The organism is Deinococcus marmoris DSM 12784, from assembly GCF_000701405.1.
GTDB lineage: Bacteria > Deinococcota > Deinococci > Deinococcales > Deinococcaceae > Deinococcus > Deinococcus marmoris.
The window spans coordinates 13,582-33,638 of record NZ_JNIV01000050.1 but is presented as its reverse complement, the minus strand read 5'-3'; the positions used below and the strand labels follow the sequence as shown (position 1 = coordinate 33,638).

The window sequence follows — 20,057 nt, the reverse complement described above, 5'->3', positions numbered from 1 at the left end:
AGTGCCAGGCCGCCGGGGAAAACCCAGGCAAACTCCGGGCCGGAATTTGGCCTTGCGGTGTCAGAAGCACCGAGATGCGGTGCTTCTGTTTCTCGAACGGGACGACGTTCCCTTCGACAACAACCAGGCGGAACGGGATATTCGGATGTTCTGTATCAAGCGCAAAGTGTCAGGTGGGTTTCGGTCTCTGACTGGTGGAGCGGCGTTCTGCCGGATTCGCAGCTATATCTCCACACTTCGCAAGCAGGGCATACATGTCTGGCAGGGCCTCGTGAGTGTATTTCGCGGTGACATCCTCATGCCCGACTTCTCGCGCTGAGTAGTTACAAATTTTTCACCTATTTTTGTGTAAAAATCCGAATCTTTGTATGCATTCCGACAATCAAATCTAGTCATGTCGCTCATGACCCGGAGGCAGCGTCAGCGGCGTGGCTGGGAAATTGACGACTTCTGGACCCTGCCCGATTCCCTGATTTTTATGAAGCATCCCCGACGGCCCACCTTCCAGATCCAGATAAATACGGACCTCCAGTGGTCATTAGGTTTACAAATGAAAAGATTTGCGCGATATTTCTTGACATTTATCAGGAATATGGGCAGAATGGCCCCACGAGAGGCCCCCATGACCCAGCAAATGACCCCACCCACCCCGTCCCCTGTTCCCCCGATTTCGGCCCGCTCCTGGGCGATCATCGATTCCACCCTGCGGGAGGGCGAGCAGTTCGCGCGCGGCAACTTCAAAAGTGACGACAAGATAGAAGTGGCCCGCGCGCTGGACGCCTTCGGGGCCGAGTACATCGAACTGACCACGCCGATGGTCAGCGCCCAGACCGCCAGCGATATTCGCAAACTGGCGGACCTGAACCTGAACGCCAAACTGCTGACGCATGTGCGCTGCCACATGGAAGACGTGCAGCGGGCCGTGGACACGGGGGTGGACGGCCTGGACCTGCTGTTCGGCACCTCCAGCTTTCTGCGCGAATTCAGCCACGGCAAGAGCATCGGGCAGATCATCGAATCGGCGCAGAAGGTCATCGGCTGGATCAAGACCAACCACCCGAATCTGGAACTGCGTTTCTCTGCCGAGGACACCTTCCGCAGCGAGGAAGCCGATTTGATGGCTGTGTATAAGGCCGTCTCCGATCTGGGCGTTCACCGCGTCGGGCTGGCGGATACGGTGGGCGTGGCGACGCCCCGGCAGGTTTACGCGCTGGTGCGGGAAGTGCGGAACGTGATCCACGAGGGCTGCGGCATCGAGTTCCACGGCCACAACGACACCGGCTGCGCGGTCAGCAACGCCTACGAGGCCGTCGAGGCCGGGGCCACCCACATCGACACCACGATTCTGGGCATTGGCGAGCGCAACGGCATCACGCCGCTGGGCGGCTTTCTGGCACGCATGTTCACCTTCGATCCGCAGGGGCTGGTGGACAAGTACAACCTGGAAATGCTGCCCGAACTGGACAACATGATCGCCCGCATGGTGGGCCTGCCGATTCCCTGGAACAACTACCTGACCGGGGAATTCGCCTACAACCACAAGGCCGGGATGCATCTCAAGGCCATCTACCTGAACCCCGGTGCCTACGAGGCCATTCCCCCCGGAGCCTTCGGCGTGGGCCGCCGCATTCAGGCCGCCAGCAAGGTGACGGGCAAGCACGCCATTGCCTACAAGGCCCGCGAACTGGGCCTGCACTACGGCGAGGACGCCCTGCGCCGCGTCACCGATCACATCAAGGCGCTGGCTGAGACCGACGATCTGGACGACGCGCATCTGGAGGCGTTGCTGCGCGAGTGGGTCAGTGCCTGAGGGGCGGCAGAATGAAGCGGTGAACATTTCCATTTACCGGGTTCTTTCTGAGGCGGGAGAGGGGGGCAAACTTGTTGCCGTCTTCCCTGATGCGAACGGCGATTTGCAGGTTAGAGCGGCAGAGGCCGGCGCACCCCTGAGCGTGTTCGTGCAGTCGGCCAGCCTGTCTGAGGTGGCGTTGCGGGTCTTTACGCCAAGCAAGGAGAAGGGCAGTTCAGACAGCGCGGCAATTGCGGCACTGGCGCACTTGCGGATAAACCTGCTCGACGTGGCCGAGGTTCAGATGGGCGGCGAAACGTTGCCTGCCCAACTGTGCGGCGGCGAATGGCTGCTGCGTCAGGGTGTGCCAGAGGTCAGAGAAGTTGAGCTGGACCTCTCCCCCATTGGCCTGGACGCCAGGAAGGTCTGGATTTCCAGTCTGGGACGGCCCAATCTGGTGGTGGAGGTTTCCAATCTGGCTGCACTGGACGCCTTCTCGCCGGACGCGGAGGCGATTTCAGCCGTCAACCGAAGCACAGACACGACGGGTCTGGTTCTCCTGACAGCGGGTGGGCCGGGCCGCGCCGATCTAAGTTTCCGGGCTTTTGGACCGCTCAAGGGCTTTCTGGAGGACGCCGCCAGCAGCAACATGCTGGCCTGCGCGGTGGGCGTGCTGGGCGCATCGGGCCAATTGCCCACCGACACCAACCTGCTGCGTGCGGCCCAGCGGATGCCGGGGCAACCCGCACGGCTGAGCGTGCAATTCGGGGAAGTCGGGACCGGGGTGGAAGTCTGGGTGGGTGGGGCAGCCACACCTCTGACCTGAGCAGCCCAGTGTCACGTTACACCGCACGCCGAACCCCTAGACTGCGGGGATGCAGCTCCTTCTCGACCTTCACCCCGACGCTTATCCCTTAGAAGGCTTCCGGCGCACACAACTGCTGGAATGGGTCTATGTGCAGGGGGCGGGAACCTTTGACGGCATGAGCAACCTGCCCGCCGAGCTGCGGGCCGAGCTGACCGGGCAGTACCACCTCAACCCCTTCCGCGAGATCGAGACGGTTCGCAGCGCCGACGGCAGCGTCAAATATCTGTTTACCCTGCAAGACGGGCGGCAGATGGAAGCGGTGTATATGCCGTACCTAGACCGCAAGACGGTCTGCGTGTCCACGATGGTGGGCTGCCCGGCCAAATGTTCGTTCTGCGCCACCGGGGCAATGGGTTTCGGGCGCAACCTGACCCCCGGCGAGATCGTGGGGCAGGTGCTGGCGGTGGCCGGGGGCGAGGGCCTGGCCCCGCGCGAACTGCGAAATCTGGTGTTCATGGGCATGGGCGAGGCGATGCTCAACTATGACCATACGATGGCAGCGGCGCGCATTCTGCTGCACCCACAGGCGCTGGGCATGAGCAAGCGCCGCATCACGCTGTCCACCGTGGGCATCGCAAAGGGCATCACCCGGCTGGCCGCCGAGGACGATCTGGGCCTCAAGCTGGCGATCAGCCTGCACGCGCCCGACGAGGAAACCCGCCAGCGCATCATTCCCACCGGGGCGGCCAATTCCATTGCCGAGATCATGGCGGCGGCGCGCGAGTATCAGGGCGTGACCGGGCGGCGTATCACCTTCGAGTACACCATGCTGCGCGGGGTGAACGACGCGGTGTGGCAGGCCGAACTGCTGGCCGATCTGCTGCGCGGGCTGGTCAGCCACGTCAACCTGATTCCCATGAATCCCTGGGACGGCAGCGGTTTCCAGAGTACCTCCGAGGCCGATATTCAGAACTTCTATGACACGCTGGAAGCGCGCGGCGTGGATGTCAGCGTGCGCCGTTCGCGCGGCAAGGATGCCGGGGCGGCCTGCGGGCAACTGGCCCTCAAGCGGCCCGGCGCGGTGGGCGGTTATTCGGCGGCTGGCCTGGGCGCGGCGCTGTAGACCAGCAATGTCGTGGACCACTGGGCACAGGCCCGCCGGGTCCCCCCAACGCCGTAAGAGTTATGGAAAAAGCCGGGTGCTACGCTGAGGGTGTTTTAACGACCTCAGGAGGCTCCCAGGTGAAGCAAAAATTACGTTTCAGCCGTTCCAGACGCGCTGCATTGACGGGCCTGCTGCCCGGCCTGCTGCTGGGTTTTGCGGGCAGCAGTTCGGCCCAGACCATGATCGAGACCGTCACATCCGTCGGCATCCAGAACACCTTGAATTCGGCCACCACCATCCCCAAACTGCCGACGCTGCCCACGGCGGGCCAAAACACGGCAGCACAGAACACGGCGGCACAGGCCGCGCCCGCCCCAGCCGCCCCATCTGCGGCGGCCCCCACTCCCGTCACCCCGCTGACCCCAGCACAGCAGGCAAGTCTGGAAAAAGCCCAGGCTGCCTACGACGCCAAGAACTACGCCCAGGCTCGCAGCGGCTTTGAAGCGCTGGTGGCGCAGAACTACGGCAACCCGGAAGCCCACTTCGGGCTGGCGCTGTCCCTGCTGGCGCTGGGCAACGACAGGGGCGCGGCCTTTGAACTGCGGCAGTTCGTGACGCTGGCCCCGGACCGTTACGAGGGGCCGTACAACCTGGGCGTGATTGCGGGCCGGGGCGGGGACAACGCTGGGGCGCTGCAACTGTACGGACAGGCCGCCACATTGATGGCGGGCAAAGCTTCGGCCCCCGCCCAGCGGCAGGTGCTGGAGGCGCTGGCCACCGAGCAGACCCGCATGGCCGACTTCACGGCCCTGAGCGCCACCCTGACCCAAATCACGGCGCTGGCCCCGGATGATCTGGACGCCGCCTACCGGCTGGCCCAGGCCCGCACGCTGGCCGGGCAGGGGGCCGAGGCATTGCCGGGCCTGTACGCGCTGCTTCAAGCCGACGGCACCCGCATGGACGCCGCCCTGCTGCTGGCCGACATCTACATGGGCCAGGGACTGCCGGACCGCGCCGTGCGCGAGCTGGACGCCGCCGTGAAACGCGTGAAGAAGGCCAGCGAGCGTTCGGCGCTGCTGCTGCGCAAGGCCGATATCCTGGCCGCCGGGAACGATACCCGTGGGGCGCTGCTGGCAGCGAGTGCGGCAGCCAAAGCCGACAGGTACAACGCCAGGGCCTTTGCGCGCGAGGGCGAGTTGCGGGCACTCCGCAACGACCGGCCCGGCGCACAGGCGGCTTACCTGAACGCCGTGCGGCTGGCCCCCGACAACGCCGTGTACCGCACCGCCCTGGCCGGGGTGCGCCTGACCCTGGGCCGCTTCGACGAGGCCGCCGCCGACACCGCCGCCGCACTGAAGCTGAAGCCCGACGCGGCCACCTCGGCGCGGGCGCTGTACGTGCGTGGCATCGCCGCCTACCGCCAGAACCGCCTGCTGGACGCAGTGATCGCCCTCAAGGAAAGCCACAAGCGCCGCCCCGACGCCGACACGGCATTGTGGCTGGGCCTGAGCTATTACGCCCAGCAGAATTACCCGGCGGCGGCGGGCGCACTGGCCGACAGCGTGCGCCTCAGCCCCACGCCCACCGCCCGCATGAATCTGGCCTCCGCCCTGCTGGCCAGCGCCCGCTACCCCGAGGCCGAGGCCGTGCTGCGCGGTCTGGTCACCGAGGACCCCAAGGCCGCCGACGCTTGGTACATGCTGGGACTGGCGCAAAGGTCACAGCGCCAGGACGATCAGGCCAGGGTGTCGCTGAAGACGGCGGCCAACCTGGGCAACAGCAAGGCCAAAGACGCCCTGAAGTAAAGAAGAGGACGAGTGGCGGCGGGAGGGGGATATCTGACCCTTCCCGCCGCCGTTTGCCGTCCTGCGCCGCAGCCCCTAGTCCCCGTCCAACAAGAGTTTCCAATCAAAAAGATGTGCTATGTGGGACGTTCATTTCAGCGTCAAAACAGAGAAAAGCACGGTCAGCACAGCAAGTATCATTTTGACCGTGCTGGAGACGGAGCGCGGTCAGGATGGCGAAGAGGGGAATGGCAGGGGTGAAGGGGAATGCAGCGCAGCAGCATGGAAATCACAACCGATTCCAGTTGAAAGACGCTAAGAGCGAGCTGTTCGGAGTCATCTATTTTAAACGTGCTGACCGCAGTTTTTCCGTCTTGACCCTGCTCTTTTGCCCACCCAGACGCTCTGCCCAATTTTCTGGAAACTCTTGCTCGTCCAGACCGGAGGAGGCGTGCATGAGTCTGCCGGATGCCCTGCCCACACGCTTTTTCTGTAAGCTGAGGCATGGCATCCACAACGTGGCCGCCGCTGTTCGGGGCAGCCGATCACGGCCACCGGGCTGCGCGCGCGATGACGCGTGGAATTACCGATAGTCAAGGGGGTTGTATGCAGGCAAACATGACGAAACAGGGTCTCCCACGGGGGAATGAAGGCATCACACCGCAGCATTCTCGGCGCAGGGCAACGGCCACGGCTGGACTGAACACGGCTGGGACACCACGATGAGCAAACCCAACTCCACCCGCCGCTGGCCCGACATTCTGATCGGTGTGCTGGTGCTGCTGCTGGTGGCCGGATTCGCCGCGCTGCTGCTGGGACAGCGCAGAACCGTTGCCACCACCACGCCCACCGCCACGGCATCGGCCACTTCCGGCATTCCCGCCGCGCCGGGCACCGCAGAAGACACCGCTGCCACCCCGACCACAGAAACCACTGGCATCACGCCTCCTGTGGCAGAGACCCCGCCAGCCGACACGGGCAGCGCGGCCACCGCACCTGCCGACGCCACACCTGCCGACGCTACGCCGACTGAGACCGCGCCTGCTGACAACGCACAGGCTGCCCCATCTGCCAACGCCAGCACCGAGGCCCCGATCATTCCTGCCGCCCCCACCGATGCTGCGGCCACCACGCCGGATGCGGCAGCCAGCACGGACACCCCGCCCGCCGCCACAACGACGGCTGAGACCCCCACACCTCAGCCGGAAACCCCCCAGGCCCAGATCACCGAAACGCCCACGCCTGCCGAGACGCCTGCCGCCACCACCGTCACGCCCCGCAGCGGCGGAGCCGTGACCACCAGCGAGACCCGCACGCCGCTGCGCAGCGACTACCGCATCAGCCTGGGCAGCTTCGGCAGCGTGGGCACGGCCCAGAGCCGCACCGCGCCTGTCAGCACGCTGGGATACACGGTCTACCCCATCGACCTGGGCAGTCAGGTGGTGGCGCAGGTCGGCCCCTTCGCCGACGAGGCCAGCGCCCGTCAGGCCCTGGGCGACATTCAGCGGGCCTATCCCGGCGCGCTGCTGTACCCGCCCCGCGCACGGCCCAGCGCCGCGCCCAGCACGTCTGACAACAGCCCTGAGAGCAGCGCGACTGGCGGTGCAAGTGGTAGCGCCCCCGCCGTACCACCCGCGACTCCAGACAGTACGCCTGAAACGGCACCCACATCCGCCGCAAACAGCCCGATCTATCTGCAAGTGGGCGCTTTTGACCGGGTGGAAAGCGCGCAGAAGATGGTTCAGCAACTTCGTGACCTGGGCTATGTGCCCACCGTCAATGCTCCCGAGGGCCGCAAGGTCACCGTGGCCGTCGGCCCCTACACCGGCGACGCGCTGACCCGCACGGAGCAGCGGCTGGACGACAACAATCTGGACCACTTCCGGGTGCGCTGATGGCCGAGGTCCCCACCGCCGCCATCAGCCGTCTGGTGACCTACCTGCGGATTCTGGAAGATCTGGAGATGCGCGACATCAGCCGCACCAGCAGCACCGATCTGGCCGAACGCGCCGGGGTGAGTGCCTTTCAGGTCCGCAAGGATCTGGCCTACTTCGGACGCTTCGGCACGCGCGGCATGGGCTACACCGTGCCGATCCTCAAGCGCGAGCTGATGCGGGTGCTGGGCCTCAACCAGACCTGGAACGTGGTCATCGTGGGCGTGGGGCGGCTGGGGCAGGCCATCGCCAACTATCCGGGGGCCAGCGACTATCAGTTTCAGTACGTGGGTCTGTTCGATGTCAGTCCCGAACTGGTGGGGCGACAGGTGCGGGACCTGACCGTGCGCCATATCGGGGAACTGCGCGATTTCGTGCGGGAGAACAAGGTGGACATGGGCTTTCTGGCCGTGCCGCCCGAACGTGCCCAGGACGCCGCGCAGGCCATGGTGACCGCTGGGGTGCGCGGCATCCTGAATTTTGCCCCGGTGGTGATCGGGCCGCGTCCTCCAGAAGGCCGGGTTGACGGAAACGCTGCGCAAGAAATTGGTGATGATTGGCGTGGTGTAATCGTCGAGAACGTCGATTTCCTGGCCGGGATGAAACGCCTGGCCTTCTACACCCTCAACCCCCACCTGAAAGATTCACCCGTCCCGGAGGACAATGCATGAAGAAATACGCTCTACTGCTGCTGGCTGGCCTGACCCTGAGTGCTTGCGGCAGCGCCCCTGGACAGGTTTCCGGCAGCAGGGTTTCTGCCGGGGTTTCGGTGGACGACTCTGGATCTGTCGAGAACGCCACCAAAGCGGTAACCCCCGCCACAAAAGAAGCACCTGAAAAAGTGACGTGGACGGTCACCCCTGGCAAGGGCGTAACGTTCACTTTCATGACCCGTCCCGGATCGGACGCTGTGTATCTGACTGGTTACCGGGTACTGAGCAGCAAACTGACGACAAGAAACGGTACGACCGAAAGCAAGAGCGGTGACATCAACAAGATGGACCTCTACCTGACCTCGGGCTACGATTGCCCCACACGTACCGCCCTCAATTCATGCCCTTTCAGTGCTGTTGATACTGTGCAGGCCAACGGGCTTCCGGCCAAATCCAGCATCTATCTCGAAGGTGGGCTGGGAGATCTGGTAGTGGCCACCAATTCTGGAGTTGCATTGGTCACTGCCATCGAGTTCTATGGTCAGAGCAGCAACGGACAGGCCGTGACTGTGAGAGCCGACAGCATCGTCAGTGGGGGCAATAAGCAGGGCGACGACTGAAACCTACCAATCTATAAAGAAAGGAGGTGGAGGCCATAATCAGCCTCCACCTCCCCTTTTCATGACTGTGTTCAGAACTTGATCGTGTACTCCGCGAAGCCGTCCTCGCGCGTCTTGAGTAGCGTGGCTCCCGCCGGGGCGAACTTCTGGGCATTGGGGCTGCTGACGTACAGCAGCGTCGCGCCGGGGATGGGCGTCAGTTTCCAGTTGCCGTCGGCGGCAGGGTTAACGGTTTTCTGCTCGGTGAAGTAAGCGATCAAGGCCTGCCGCGTCTCATCAGGCGATTCCAGGACGATGTTCTTGCCGTCCAGACCAGGGAATTTGCCGCCGCCACTGGCACGGTAGTTGTTGGTGGCCACGACGAATTTCTGCGCGGGGTCAATCGGTTTGCCGCCGTACATCAGGTTCTTGATGCGGCGGGCGTCGGGGTTGGCCAGCTTGGCGTCCTTGTCGTAGCGGCTGGGCTGCGACACATCGATCTCGTAAGTCACGCCGTCGATCACGTCGAAGTTGTAGGTGGGGAAGGTTTCGTCTACCAGCGCCTGCGGTTCGGTCTTCTTGGGATCGATCTGATTGAACTGCCCCGCGCTGCGTTCCAGCCATTCCTGAAGCTGCGCGCCCGTGACCTCTACCGCCTGCACGGTGTTGGGGTAGACGTACAGGTCGGCGACGTTCTTGATCGCCAGCGTTCCGGCGGGGATATCGGTGTAGTAACTGGCCCCGCTGCGCCCACCGGCCTTGAACGGGGCGGCGGCGCTCAGCACCGGCAGATCCTTGTACTGGGTGCTGGCAAGTGCGGCCTTGACGTAGGCGATCTGGGCACTCGCCACCAGTTGCACGCTGGGATCGTCCTGCACCAGCGCCCAGTAGGAGTTGATGGGCGTGGCCAGATCGGCCACCTTGCCGCGCACGTAGGCCAGCGTGCCCTCGTGGGCCGCCTTGACCGCCTCGGCAATGGCGGGGTCCGGCGTGACCAGGTTCTTCTTGGCCGCCTTGTCCCAGATGGGGCGCACGGCAGCCGTGCCTGCCATGATCTTCCAGTTGTTGCCCTGACGCTCCAGGGTCAGGTCCACGATGCCCAGGTCGCTGCCCCAGAATCCGGCCATGACGACGGGCTTACCGTTGATGGTGCCGTTGGTGATGTCCGCGCCGGGAATATCCTTGTAGACCGGCCCCGGAAAGACCTGGTGGCTGTGGCCGCTGAGAACCACGTCGATGCCGCCAATCTTGGTCAACTCGGTGGCGACATTCTCCTGTCCCGGCTGGTAGTCGGCGGCAATGCCGCTGTGGGCCACGGCCACGATAATGTCCGCGCCGCGCGCTTTCATCTCGGGCACGAATTTGCGGGCGGTTTCCACGATGTCGCGGGTGGTGACCTTACCTTCCAGGCTGGCCTTGTCCCAGTCCACGATCTGCGGCGGCAGCAGCCCCAGCATCCCCACATTTAGGTAGTACGGACGCCCGTAGGTATCGCGCACCAGCTTGCGCTGAATGACGTAGGGCGTGAAGGCGTTCTTGTCGTTGGCGGGGTTGCCGTCGCCGTCTTCCAGATACGTGTTGGCGCTGACGATGGGCATGGGCGCGGCGGCCACCACCTGCCGGATAAACGGCAAGCCATAGTTGAATTCGTGGTTGCCCAGATTGGCGGCGTCGTAACCCAGCAGGCCCATCGCGGCGTGCATGGGGTGAACCTGTCCGGCGGCCAGCGGCTTGACCCTGGCCACGTAATCGCCCAGCGGCGTGCCCTGGATCAGATCGCCATTGTCGTAGAGCAGCGTGTTGGGCTTCTCGTCACGGGCCTGCTTGATCAGGGTGGCGGTGTACTCGAAGCCGAACTCGCCGGTGGGCTTGTCCTGGTAGTAGTCATAGCCCAGCGCGTTGGTGTGCAGGTCGGTGGTTTCCAGAATACGCAGGTTGACCGTCTGCGCGCCCGCCGCGCCCAGGCTGCCCAGCAGCAGCGCCGCCATTAAAGCCGAAGAATTGTGTTTATTCACGCTGTCCAGGATACGCCTCCCGGTCAGGGGCGTGTCTGTGACCCTGGGCGCGTGGCGACACAGGGAGCGCTCAGGACGCCCTTGCCAGCTCCTTCCTCATGCCAGATGGTCCGGCCCCAGGTCCCGCGCGGCGTGTGCGCCCAGCAGGCCCAGGGTCAGATCGAACTCGGCCACCACGTTGCGGATGACCTCGGCCACGCCTGCCTCTCCGGCCAGCGCCAGTCCGTAGGCGTAGGGGCGGCCCAGCAGCACCGCCCGCGCGCCCAGCGCCAGTGCCTTCGCCACATCCGCGCCCGTGCGGACACCGCTGTCGAGCAGCACGGGCAAATCGCCTGCCGCCTCCACCACACGCGGGAGCATCGTCAGGCTGCCCACCTCACCGTCGATCTGGCGTCCGCCGTGGTTGCTGACGATCAGGCCGTCCATACCGCGCCGCACGGCCTCGCGGGCGTCGTCTGGATGAAGAATGCCCTTGAGGACAATGGGCAGATCAGTCCAGCCCCGCAGCCGCGCGAGGTCATCCCATTGCAGATCGGGGCGGGTGTAGCTGGCGGTGAAGTGGGCCGCCGCCGTCCGCATCTGCGCCAGCGAAAGGCCGAACTTGCGTCCGTGCGCGGCGAGGCTGGCCGCCGTTTTCAGCAGCGCGGGCGAGGGCCGGGGCGTGGCAGCAGGCACGCTGACGGTAGGCAGCCGCGCGCGGAACACCTCGTCGGTCAGGTACTGCGCCAGCCCCTGCCCGCGCAGAAACGGCAGATTGCCCAGGTCCAGATCGCGGGGCCGCCAGCCCAGCAGCGTGGTGTCCAGGGTCAGCACGATGGCCTGCGCGCCGCACGCCTCGGCCCGGCGGACAAAGGATCGCGCGACTTCCTCGTCGGTGCCCCAGTACAACTGGAACCAGCGCGGTGAGTCGCCCATAACTCCAGCCACATCTTCCATCGGCTCGGACGCCTGCGAGGAAAAGATGAACGGCACGCCCAACGCGGCGGCGGCGCGGCCCACCGCTACATCGGCCTGCGGGTGTGCCAGTTCCAGCACGCCCAGCGGGGCCAGCAGCACGGGCGCGGGGTAGGTGTGCCCGAACAGGTCCACGCTCAGATCCCGCGACGCCGAACCGCACAGGCGGCGGGGCAGCAGCTTCACGCCCGCGAAGGCGTCCAGGTTGGCCTGCATGGTGCGCTCCATCCCCGCACCCCCTGCCAGATACGCGAAGGCCGGGGCGTCCAGCTTGCGCCGCGCGGCCTTTCGCAGCCGTTCGGGGTCTACCGGGACCAGCGGACGGGTGCCGCCCAGGCCATCCACGAAAATCTGCGTCTGACGGGTGCGGCCAGGACCGGGGGACTTGGGTTGTGACATGCGAGGAGTCTAGAGGGTGGGGCCGTGGATCGATCTGCCAGACGGTTAAACAGTCCTCACAGACTCGCCGCCACCCGCGCGAACAGCGCTGGCACGGGCGGCACAGCCCCGCCGTCCATCCAGCCGAAGCGGCGGTCCTTGACACGTCCGCCTGCGCCCACGCCCATACCGCCGGGAAATTCAGAGGTCAGGTCAAGGGGTCCGGTGATTTCCACCGCGCCGGGCAGCACGGCCAGAGCGCGGTCTACCTGCCGCCCATGCCCAAAGTGAATCAGGTGAACCTGTCCGTCCATTTCCCAGGCAAAGCGGGCGGCCAGATCGGGCAGCCCAGCCAGTGAGCCGGGGGCCGAGACATGGCGGGCACTCAGGCCAGGGCGCAGGCGCAGCGTGATTTCCAGCGCCTCGCCCAGCGCACCGAAGCTGCCCACAAAGGGGCGGGTCAGGTCATAGCCCTGCACGTTCTTGACGGTTCGCCCGCCCGCCCGCACCACACGGCCAGATGGCGCACGGAAGGTCACGCCCAGCACCTCCGCGCCGAAGAAGAATGTCTGCCCAAAGCCGCCGCGCGAGACGAGGCCGCCCACGCCGCCTGGCAGTTCCACTGGAGGGAATGGCGGATAGAGGCCAGGGGGCAGCGCCGCGTAAACCTCAAGCAATCCAACCCCACCGGAGACGGTCAGGGTCTGATCGCCAGGAGAGATGTCAAGCATCGGTTTCGTCCGGCAGAATCTTGCCTGGATTCAGCGCGCCAGCAGGGTCCAGCGCACGTTTAACATTCCACAGGGCGGTCATGGTCTCGGCATCCACCGCATCCCGCATGAAGGCGCGTTTCATGGTGCCGATGCCATGTTCGCCGCTCAGGACGCCACCGTGCCGCAGGGCCACCAGGGCGATCTCGTGGGCCAGCGCATGAACGGCTTCCTCCGATTCCTTGCGGGGATCAAAGAGGATATTCGGGTGCAGGTTGCCGTCTCCGATGTGACCGAACTGCACCAGTTTGAAGCCACTGGCATCGCCCAGCGCACGAATCTGGCGCACCACCTCGGGCAACACGCTGCGCGGGACCACGATGTCCTCGTTCATGCGCTGAGGGCGAATGCGGCCCAGCGCGGGCGAAACGCTGCGGCGGGCCTGCCACAGTGCGGCGGCCTCGGCCTCGTCGGCGGCGCGGCGGACCTGCCCACCAGCTTCCAGACAGGCCGCTTCCACCAATGCACGTTCCTCTTCCACGGTGTCCAGATCGTCGCCGTCGGTATCCACCAACAGCACCGCCCCGGCGTCACGCGGCAGGCCCAGATGCAGGTAATCCTCCACGGCATTCGTACACGCCCCATCCATGAATTCCAGCTTTCCTGGCACGGCCCCAGCGGCAATCGCGGCACTCACGGCCTCGGCAGCCTGCCCCACCTCGGCAAAGTGGGCCATCAGCGTGCGGGTGAACTTCGGCGGGGGCGTCAGGCGCAATGTGGCGGAGGTGATCAATCCCAGCGTGCCCTCCGAGCCGATCAGCAGGCCCGCCAGATCGTAGGCGTCCCGCTTAAGAGTATGGAGTTCGCCCTCTGCGTCCACGAAGTCCAGCGCAGTCACGTAATCGCCGGTTACGCCATATTTGAAGCACAGCGGGCCGCCCGCGTTCTCGCCCAAGTTGCCGCCAATCGTGCTGGTGCGGAAACTGGCCGGGTCCGGCGGGTAGATCAACCCGTGAGGTCTGGCCGCATCGGTCACAGCCAATGTGATCACGCCGGGCTGGGCGACGGCCTCGCGCCGTTCGGGGAAAATCTCCAGCTTCGTCATGCGCGTGAACGAGATCACCACGGCGGGCTGCATGGGGGCTGCGCCGCCGCTGAGGCCACTGGCCGCCCCGCGTCCGACGATGCTCACGCACGCACGCCGCGCTGCCTTGACCGTGGCGATGACATCTTCGGTGCTTTCTGGCAAGACCACCGCCAAAGGTGTAACCCCGAATTGAATCGCGTCAAAACGGTAACTCAGTCGCTCAGCAAGACTGGAAAGGACTTTCTTTGGCCCCAGCAGGCGGGTGAGTTCGGCGGCCAGGGCATTGTCGGCCCCACCTTCCGATCTGGGTTTACGTGCGAGGGAGGTGGTGGTCAGGGCCAGTTTCTCTACCGTCATGCTGCACCTCCGGCGCGTCTAAGGATCTGAGGGTCTAAAAGTCTAAGAACCGCCCTCCTTGGACCCTTGGACTCTTTGACCATTAGACCTTTCACAATTCCCCCCGGTACGCCAGATCCAGCACTTCCACCGTATGCATCACCGGAACCGGGCTGCCCTGGCGGCGCACATGGCTCTGAATCTGGGTGTGGCAGCCGATGTTTCCGCTGGCAATCAGGTCCGGCGTGGTGGACAGGATGTGTCCGGCCTTGCGCGCGCCCAGTTGCCCAGCCAGTTCGGGCTGTTCCAGGTTGTATGTGCCTGCCGAGCCGCAGCACAGATCACCTTCAGGAATCTCCACGACGCTGACGCCGGGAATCATTCGCAACAATTCACGCGGCGCAGACCGGACCTTCTGCGCGTGGGCCAGATGGCAGGCGTCGTGGTACGCGATCTTGAGGGGACGCGAGGCGGGCATGAACGGCTCCAGCCCATCGTCGTGCGCCAGCGTCCCCAGATACTCGCTGATGTCCTGCACCTTGGCCGAGAAAGCCGTGGCCTTTGCCTCATCGTGCAGGCCGTGGAGGATGATCGGATATTCCTTGAGGCCCGCGCCGCAGCCCGCCGCGTTGGAGAGGATGGCGTCGTAATCGTCGGGGTTGAAGGCGTCCAGATTGGCGCGCACCAGCCGCAAAGCCTCATCCCGCGCCCCGGTGTGCAGCGCGGCGGCCCCGCAGCAGCCCTGACCATCAGGAATGACGACTTCAATGCCGTTGCGGGCCAGCACGCGCAGGGTGGCGGCGTTGAAGTTGGGCGCGAGGGCCTGCTGGGCACACCCGGTCAGAAAGGCCACCCGGCCCCGGCGCTGGCCCTGCGCGGGCGTGACCCTGGGGCTGGGCTGCATGGCCGGAACGTGTTCGGGCAGCAGGTCCAGCGGTCCACGCAGAGCAGCGGGCAGCACAGGCGCAAGCGGCTTGGCGTACTGACCGACACGGGCGGCGACGCTAAACAGCTTTGGGGCGGGCAACGCTTTGAGAATCGCGTAGCGCTTGGCCCTGTCCAGCGGCGAGCGCTGGCGCTGCGGCTCGCTCCAGCCACGAAAACTGGTGATCAGCTCGCCGTAGGGCACGCCGCTGGGACAGGCGGTCACGCACGCCTGACAGCCCAGGCAGCGGTCCAGATGCGGGGCGGCGTCCAGCAGGTCCAGGCCGCCCTCCAGCACCTCTTTCATCAGCACGATGCGCCCGCGTGGGCTGTCCATCTCGTCGCCTAGCAGCGCATAGGTGGGGCAGGCGGGCAGGCAGAAACCGCAATGCACGCAGGCGTCCACGGCGTGTGCCATGACCTCGCCCTGCGGCCCCAGCTCACGCACAGGAATGTCGTTGTTCACCGGAATTGCCTCACGGGCACAGCATAGAGGCATGGGCCGGGGGCGAAGGTCATGCAGAGCGCGAAAGGGCTAGAGGGGAGGCCGAACGACGCCCCTCAATTGCTCAGAAATCCCCCGTCCACCGGCAGCATGACCCCGTTGACCATGCCCGCCGCGTCGCTCAGGAGGTACGCCACCGCCTGCGCCACGTCGCGCGGTTGGGCGAAACGGCCCAGCGGAATACGCGCCAGCATCGGGGCGCTTTTCGCCGGGTCACCCCAGGCCATCACGCCCATAGGCGTCAGGGTGACGGTGGGATTCACCGCATTCACGCGGATACCGTGCGGCCCCAGCTCAATCGCCATCACGCGGGTCAATTGGTCCAGTGCGCCCTTGGACGCACAGTAGGCGGCGTGGTTGGGCAGGCCCACGGAAGACGACTGGCTGGACACATTGACGATTGCCCCTGCCGCCCCGCGCCCGATCAATCCGCGCGCCACCACCTGCCCCACGATCAGGGCCGCGCGAACGTTGACCGCCTGCGTCTGGTCAAAGGCTTCGGGGGTGGTGTCCAGAAACGGTTGCAGGATGGAGATGCCCGCGTTGTTCACCAGGAGATCAACTGGCCCGGCTTCCTCGGCAGCCTGACGGGCGGCTCCAGCGTCGGCCAGATCGGCGGCTATTACCTCGCATCCTGTTTCAGCGCTCAGACTGTACAGATCGCCCGCGTCGCGGCTGAGCGCCACCACCGTTGCGCCGCATCCGGCCAGCAGTGCCACGATTTCGCGGCCAATGCCCTTGCCTGCGCCCGTCACCAGCGCGCGGCGTCCAGAGAAATCAAAGTGCGTCTTGGCTACTGGCTGGGTTGAGGTCATCCTGCCATTGTGCCGTTTCGGGCATTCAGGCCAGATCAAGACGGGTTTGTGAATCACTTCAAGATACAAAGCATCAGAAGGGCGCAGACTGGGGGCATGAACACTGCTTCTCTCCCCCTCTCCGTGCTGGATCTGGTCCCGATCCCCTCCGGTTCGGACGCCACCACGGCCCTGCGCGAATCCCTGCGGCTGGCGCAATACGCCGAAGACCTGGGTTACGAACGTTACTGGGTGGCCGAACACCACAACATGGGCGCGGTGGCCTCGTCTGTGCCGCTGGCCGTGCTGGCCGCCGCCTCGCAGGTCACCCGGCGTATCCGTCTGGGGTCCGGCGGGGTGATGCTGCTCAACCACACACCGCTGGCCGTGGCGGAAGGCTACCGCCTGCTCTCCGCACTGGCCCCGGACCGGGTGGACCTGGGACTGGGCCGCGCACCGGGCACGGATGGCCGCACCGCCAGAGCGCTCCGAGGCGCATCCGGCTTGATGGAAGACTCCTTCGAGCGGCAACTCTCAGAGCTGATGGCGTTTGGCACGGGCAACTTCCCGGCAGGCCATCCCTTCGCGGGAACGGTGGCGGCCCCGGCGGGCGACGGCCTGTTTCCGCCACTGTGGTTGCTGTCCAGCAGCGGCTACGGCGCGCGTGTCGCGGCCCAGATCGGCGCGGGGCTGGCCTTCGCATGGCATATCAATCCCGATACGGCGGGGGCGGCAGCGGCGGCCCAGGCGTACCGCGCGGCATTCCAGCCCTCAGTCACCTTCCCAAACCCCCAGGTGATCGTCGCCGCCAACGTGATCTGCGCCCCCACCCGCGCCGAGGCCGAGGAACTGAGCCTGCCCCTGGGTCTGATGTTCCTGCGCCTGACACACAGCGAGGTGGCCTCGTTTCCCAGCGTGCAGGAGGCCCGCGATTATCCTTACACCCCACAGGAACGCGCAGTGGCCGAAGCGTCCCGCGCCCGCGCCATCGTGGGCGATCCGGCAGAGGTGGCCGCCCGCCTGCACCGTCTGGCCGGGGACATTGGGGCCGACGAACTGATCCTGACCACCATGACCCACGATCCGGCGGCGCGGCGGCGGTCCTACGCGCTGGTCATGGAGGCGATGCGCGGGGGCGTGGCGGTGGCGGCGGACTGACTGAACAGCCCACTCTGCTCCCTACCAACAATGAAAAATCCCCCGCCCAAATCAGGACGGGGAATTGAATTTGGGAAGCTTTACTTCACGAACAGCATCTGGCGGTAGGTGGGCAGCGGCCACAGCTTGAAGTCGATCAGGTTTTCCAGCCGGTCGGCGTAGGCCCGGACCTCGTTCATGGCAGGCAGCACAGCGTCACGCATGTGGTGGGCCTTCTCGTGGATTTCCTCGCCGCCCAGGGCGTCATTCTGCTCGCGCAGGACTTGCAGGGCGTCGTAGAGCTTGTCCGTGACCTCGCCCACTTCTTTGCTCACGCCAGCGGCGGCGCGGCTGCTTTCCGGCACGTTTTTCAGGGCGGCCAGATAGCTGAGGGCGGCGGGCAAAATCTGACGCTGGGCCATGTACTCCGTGGTTTCGCCCTCGATGTTCACGGTCTTGAAATAGATGTCGTACATGATTTCCTGACGGGCCGCCAGTTCACGGTCGTTCAGGATGGCCAGCCTGCCGAACAGCTCGATGTTCTTGGGGCTGTGCAACTGTTCCACGGCGTCCAGAGCGGTCCGCAGGTTCAGCAGACCGCGCTCGTGTTCGGCCTCGTGGTGCCACTCGTCGCTGTAGCCGTCGCCGTCGAACACGATCCGCTTGTGCTTGGTGTACGTTTCGCGCACCTGTTCGGCCAGGGCCACGCTCAGTTCCTTGCCACTGTCCAGCTTGGTCTGGAGGTCTTCTACCAGATGGCCCACCGAATCCGCGACGATGGCGTTCATCACGGTGATGGGGAAAGAAATGCTCTGGGAGCTGCCCACCGCGCGGAACTCGAACTTATTGCCGGTGAAGGCAAAGGGGCTGGTGCGGTTGCGGTCCCCGGCATGAATCGGGATTTCAGGCAGCACGCGGCTGCCCAGGCCCATCAGCCCCGCCGCCTTGCCGCGTCCACCCTGTCCGCTGGCCAGGCGCTCGTAGATGTCGCTCAGCTCGCTGCCCAGAAAGATGCTGATAATCGCGGGCGGGGCCTCGGCGGCTCCCAGGCGGTGATCGTTGCTGGCACTGGCCACACAGGCGCGCAGCAGGTCCTGATGCTCATCCACGGCTTTGAGGACGGCAGAGGTGAAGAACAGGAATTGCATGTTCTCGTCAGGGGTGTCGCCGGGGTCCAGCAGGTTCTCGCCCGCGTCGGTGGCCATGCTCCAGTTGCAGTGCTTGCCGCTGCCGTTGATCCCGGCAAAGGGCTTCTCGTGCATCAGGCAGACCAGACCGTACTTGCGGGCGGTACTCCGCAGCACCTGCATCATCAGTTGCTGGTGATCGGCGGCGATGTTGCTGTCCTCGAAGATCGGGGCCACCTCGAACTGACCGGGGGCCACCTCGTTGTGGCGGGTCTTGACCGGGATGCCCAGCGCGTACAGTTGCATCTCGGCGTCGGTCATGAAGCTCAGGATGCGGTCAGGAATCGCGCCGAAGTAATGGTCCTCCAGCTCCTGCCCGCGCGGGGGCTTTGCGCCGAACAGCGTGCGCCCGCTCATGACCAGATCGGGGCGGCGGTAGTAGAACTCCTCGGCAATCAGGAAGTATTCCTGCTCCGCGCCCAGGCTGCTGGTCACGCGGGTGCCCTCGGACGCGCCGAACAGCTTGAGGGCCGGGGTCACCGCCTTGTTCAGCGCCTCAATAGAACGCAGCAGCGGAATCTTGAGGTCCAGCGCCTCACCCTTCCAGGACGCGAACACGCTGGGGATGCACAGCGTCGCGCCGTTGGCGTGCCGGACCACGAAGGCCGGTGACGAGGGGTCCCAGGCGGTGTAGCCGCGCGCCTCGAAGGTGGCCCGCAGGCCCCCCGACGGGAAGCTGGAGGCGTCCGGCTCGGCCTGGATCAGCTCCTTGCCTGAAAACGACATGATCGCCACGCCGTCCCCAGCAGGGTTCAGGAAAGAGTCGTGCTTCTCGGCGGTGCCTCCGGTCAGCGGCTGGAACCAGTGGGTGTAGTGCGTCGCGCCCATTTCCATGGCCCAGGTCTTCATGGCCAGCGCCACGGTGTCGGCAATGCTGGGGTCCAGCGTCTCGCCGCGCTCGGCGGTGGCCTGGAGGCTCTTGTATGCGCTCTTGCTCATGCGGGTCTTGAGCTGGTCCACGGTCAGCACGTCACTGGCAAACTTCTCGGTCACCAGTTCGCTGGGCGTGGGCTGCGCGGTGGCCTCCACACGCCAGTTGCGGGCCGCCGAGTTGACATCGAAATCCTGATTGTTGCCGGTCTGAGTCATAGTCGCTCCCCCTGGTGCAGACCAGAAACAAGCGGACGCGGGGCCTGGTCGCATCCCGGCTCCTGTAGCGTCCGCCGCTGATCTGTCATCGGCAGTGAGTATACGGGCAGACCGGAAGACGGGTCAACGCGCTTCTCTGAACAAGCTGCCGTATTGACAGGCAAGGGCCGCAGCAACTTCCCGATCCCTTGCAATCTGTCACTGTATATATAGCCGCGTGGCCTGCTCTACTAGGACGGATTGCAAAATGGTTCCGGGCCTATCAGTTC

The 20,057-nt window shown here is 65.3% G+C and carries 16 protein-coding genes; 9 read left to right on the top strand and 7 right to left on the bottom strand.

Annotated elements, in window-relative coordinates; all coding sequences use genetic code 11:
• From Q319_RS24540 to Q319_RS0113010, 8 genes are all read left to right on the top strand, one after another.
• On the top strand, positions 1 to 319 hold a 319-nt coding region (locus Q319_RS24540), incomplete at its 5' end, for an IS66 family transposase (RefSeq protein WP_029482934.1).
• A gap of 303 nt (positions 320 to 622) precedes the next feature.
• Positions 623 to 1,810 (top strand): homocitrate synthase, encoded by a 1,188-nt coding sequence (gene lysS / locus Q319_RS0113040; RefSeq protein WP_245619219.1) that lies wholly within the window; start codon positions 623 to 625, stop codon positions 1,808 to 1,810.
• 19 nt (positions 1,811 to 1,829) lie between these two features.
• Positions 1,830 to 2,615 carry a PhzF family phenazine biosynthesis protein gene (locus Q319_RS0113035; RefSeq protein WP_051655369.1) on the top strand — a complete coding sequence of 262 codons (786 nt, stop codon included), beginning with the start codon at positions 1,830 to 1,832 and terminating at the stop codon, positions 2,613 to 2,615.
• Between the two features lie 49 nt (positions 2,616 to 2,664).
• Positions 2,665 to 3,720 carry a dual-specificity RNA methyltransferase RlmN gene (gene rlmN / locus Q319_RS0113030; RefSeq protein ID WP_029482931.1) on the top strand — a complete coding sequence of 352 codons (1,056 nt, stop codon included), beginning with the start codon at positions 2,665 to 2,667 and terminating at the stop codon, positions 3,718 to 3,720.
• A 119-nt stretch (positions 3,721 to 3,839) separates the two neighbouring features.
• Positions 3,840 to 5,507: a tetratricopeptide repeat protein gene (locus tag Q319_RS0113025; RefSeq protein ID WP_245619217.1), complete on the top strand. Its 1,668-nt coding sequence runs from the start codon at positions 3,840 to 3,842 to the stop codon at positions 5,505 to 5,507.
• 701 nt (positions 5,508 to 6,208) lie between these two features.
• Complete coding sequence (locus tag Q319_RS0113020; RefSeq protein ID WP_029482929.1) at positions 6,209 to 7,381, top strand: SPOR domain-containing protein; 1,173 nt, start codon at positions 6,209 to 6,211, stop codon at positions 7,379 to 7,381.
• Entirely contained in the window at positions 7,381 to 8,091 is a 711-nt protein-coding gene (locus Q319_RS0113015) for a redox-sensing transcriptional repressor Rex (RefSeq protein WP_029482928.1), read from the top strand. Before Q319_RS0113020 ends, Q319_RS0113015 begins: the two co-directional genes overlap by 1 nt.
• Positions 8,088 to 8,693: a hypothetical protein gene (locus Q319_RS0113010; protein ID WP_029482927.1), complete on the top strand. Its 606-nt coding sequence runs from the start codon at positions 8,088 to 8,090 to the stop codon at positions 8,691 to 8,693. Before Q319_RS0113015 ends, Q319_RS0113010 begins: the two co-directional genes overlap by 4 nt.
• 71 nt (positions 8,694 to 8,764) lie before the next feature.
• On the opposite strand, the gene cpdB is transcribed toward Q319_RS0113010, so the two are convergent.
• The 6 genes from cpdB to Q319_RS0112975 form a co-directional block, all read right to left on the bottom strand.
• Positions 8,765 to 10,660 (bottom strand): 2',3'-cyclic-nucleotide 2'-phosphodiesterase, encoded by a 1,896-nt coding sequence (cpdB, locus tag Q319_RS0113005; protein ID WP_029482926.1) that lies wholly within the window; start codon positions 10,658 to 10,660, stop codon positions 8,765 to 8,767.
• A gap of 123 nt (positions 10,661 to 10,783) precedes the next feature.
• A complete protein-coding gene (locus tag Q319_RS0113000; protein WP_029482925.1) occupies positions 10,784 to 12,040 on the bottom strand; it encodes a lactate 2-monooxygenase in 1,257 nt (418 codons plus the stop codon).
• A 56-nt stretch (positions 12,041 to 12,096) separates the two neighbouring features.
• Positions 12,097 to 12,750 (bottom strand): DUF5639 domain-containing protein, encoded by a 654-nt coding sequence (locus Q319_RS0112990; RefSeq protein WP_029482924.1) that lies wholly within the window; start codon positions 12,748 to 12,750, stop codon positions 12,097 to 12,099.
• Positions 12,743 to 14,173 carry an FAD-binding oxidoreductase gene (locus tag Q319_RS0112985; protein ID WP_029482923.1) on the bottom strand — a complete coding sequence of 477 codons (1,431 nt, stop codon included), beginning with the start codon at positions 14,171 to 14,173 and terminating at the stop codon, positions 12,743 to 12,745. Before Q319_RS0112985 ends, Q319_RS0112990 begins: the two co-directional genes overlap by 8 nt.
• A gap of 91 nt (positions 14,174 to 14,264) precedes the next feature.
• Positions 14,265 to 15,542, bottom strand: coding sequence for a glycolate oxidase subunit GlcF (glcF, locus tag Q319_RS0112980; RefSeq protein ID WP_029482922.1), 1,278 nt, complete (start codon positions 15,540 to 15,542; stop codon positions 14,265 to 14,267).
• 95 nt (positions 15,543 to 15,637) lie between these two features.
• Complete coding sequence (locus Q319_RS0112975) at positions 15,638 to 16,396, bottom strand: SDR family oxidoreductase (protein ID WP_051655368.1); 759 nt, start codon at positions 16,394 to 16,396, stop codon at positions 15,638 to 15,640.
• A gap of 96 nt (positions 16,397 to 16,492) precedes the next feature.
• Here Q319_RS0112975 and Q319_RS0112970 point away from each other — a divergent pair, with 96 nt between their 5' ends.
• Positions 16,493 to 17,533, top strand: coding sequence for an LLM class flavin-dependent oxidoreductase (locus tag Q319_RS0112970; RefSeq protein WP_029482920.1), 1,041 nt, complete (start codon positions 16,493 to 16,495; stop codon positions 17,531 to 17,533).
• Between the two features lie 80 nt (positions 17,534 to 17,613).
• On the opposite strand, the gene Q319_RS0112965 is transcribed toward Q319_RS0112970, so the two are convergent.
• Positions 17,614 to 19,788: a glutamine synthetase III family protein gene (locus tag Q319_RS0112965; protein ID WP_029482919.1), complete on the bottom strand. Its 2,175-nt coding sequence runs from the start codon at positions 19,786 to 19,788 to the stop codon at positions 17,614 to 17,616.
• Positions 19,789 to 20,057: the final 269 nt, after the last annotated feature.

Coding starts and splice junctions, on each gene's coding strand:
- Q319_RS0113015 (WP_029482928.1), top strand. CDS start 7,381: ATGGCCGAGGTCCCCACCGCCGCCATCAGCCGTCTGGTGACCTACCTG.
- Q319_RS0112990 (WP_029482924.1), bottom strand. CDS start 12,750: ATGCTTGACATCTCTCCTGGCGATCAGACCCTGACCGTCTCCGGTGGG.
- Q319_RS0113020 (WP_029482929.1), top strand. CDS start 6,209: ATGAGCAAACCCAACTCCACCCGCCGCTGGCCCGACATTCTGATCGGT.
- Q319_RS0113010 (WP_029482927.1), top strand. CDS start 8,088: ATGAAGAAATACGCTCTACTGCTGCTGGCTGGCCTGACCCTGAGTGCT.
- Q319_RS0112965 (WP_029482919.1), bottom strand. CDS start 19,788: ATGACTCAGACCGGCAACAATCAGGATTTCGATGTCAACTCGGCGGCC.
- rlmN (WP_029482931.1), top strand. CDS start 2,665: ATGCAGCTCCTTCTCGACCTTCACCCCGACGCTTATCCCTTAGAAGGC.
- Q319_RS0112975 (WP_051655368.1), bottom strand. CDS start 16,396: ATGACCTCAACCCAGCCAGTAGCCAAGACGCACTTTGATTTCTCTGGA.
- cpdB (WP_029482926.1), bottom strand. CDS start 10,660: ATGGCGGCGCTGCTGCTGGGCAGCCTGGGCGCGGCGGGCGCGCAGACG.
- Q319_RS0112970 (WP_029482920.1), top strand. CDS start 16,493: ATGAACACTGCTTCTCTCCCCCTCTCCGTGCTGGATCTGGTCCCGATC.
- Q319_RS0113000 (WP_029482925.1), bottom strand. CDS start 12,040: ATGTCACAACCCAAGTCCCCCGGTCCTGGCCGCACCCGTCAGACGCAG.
- Q319_RS0112985 (WP_029482923.1), bottom strand. CDS start 14,173: ATGACGGTAGAGAAACTGGCCCTGACCACCACCTCCCTCGCACGTAAA.
- lysS (WP_245619219.1), top strand. CDS start 623: ATGACCCAGCAAATGACCCCACCCACCCCGTCCCCTGTTCCCCCGATT.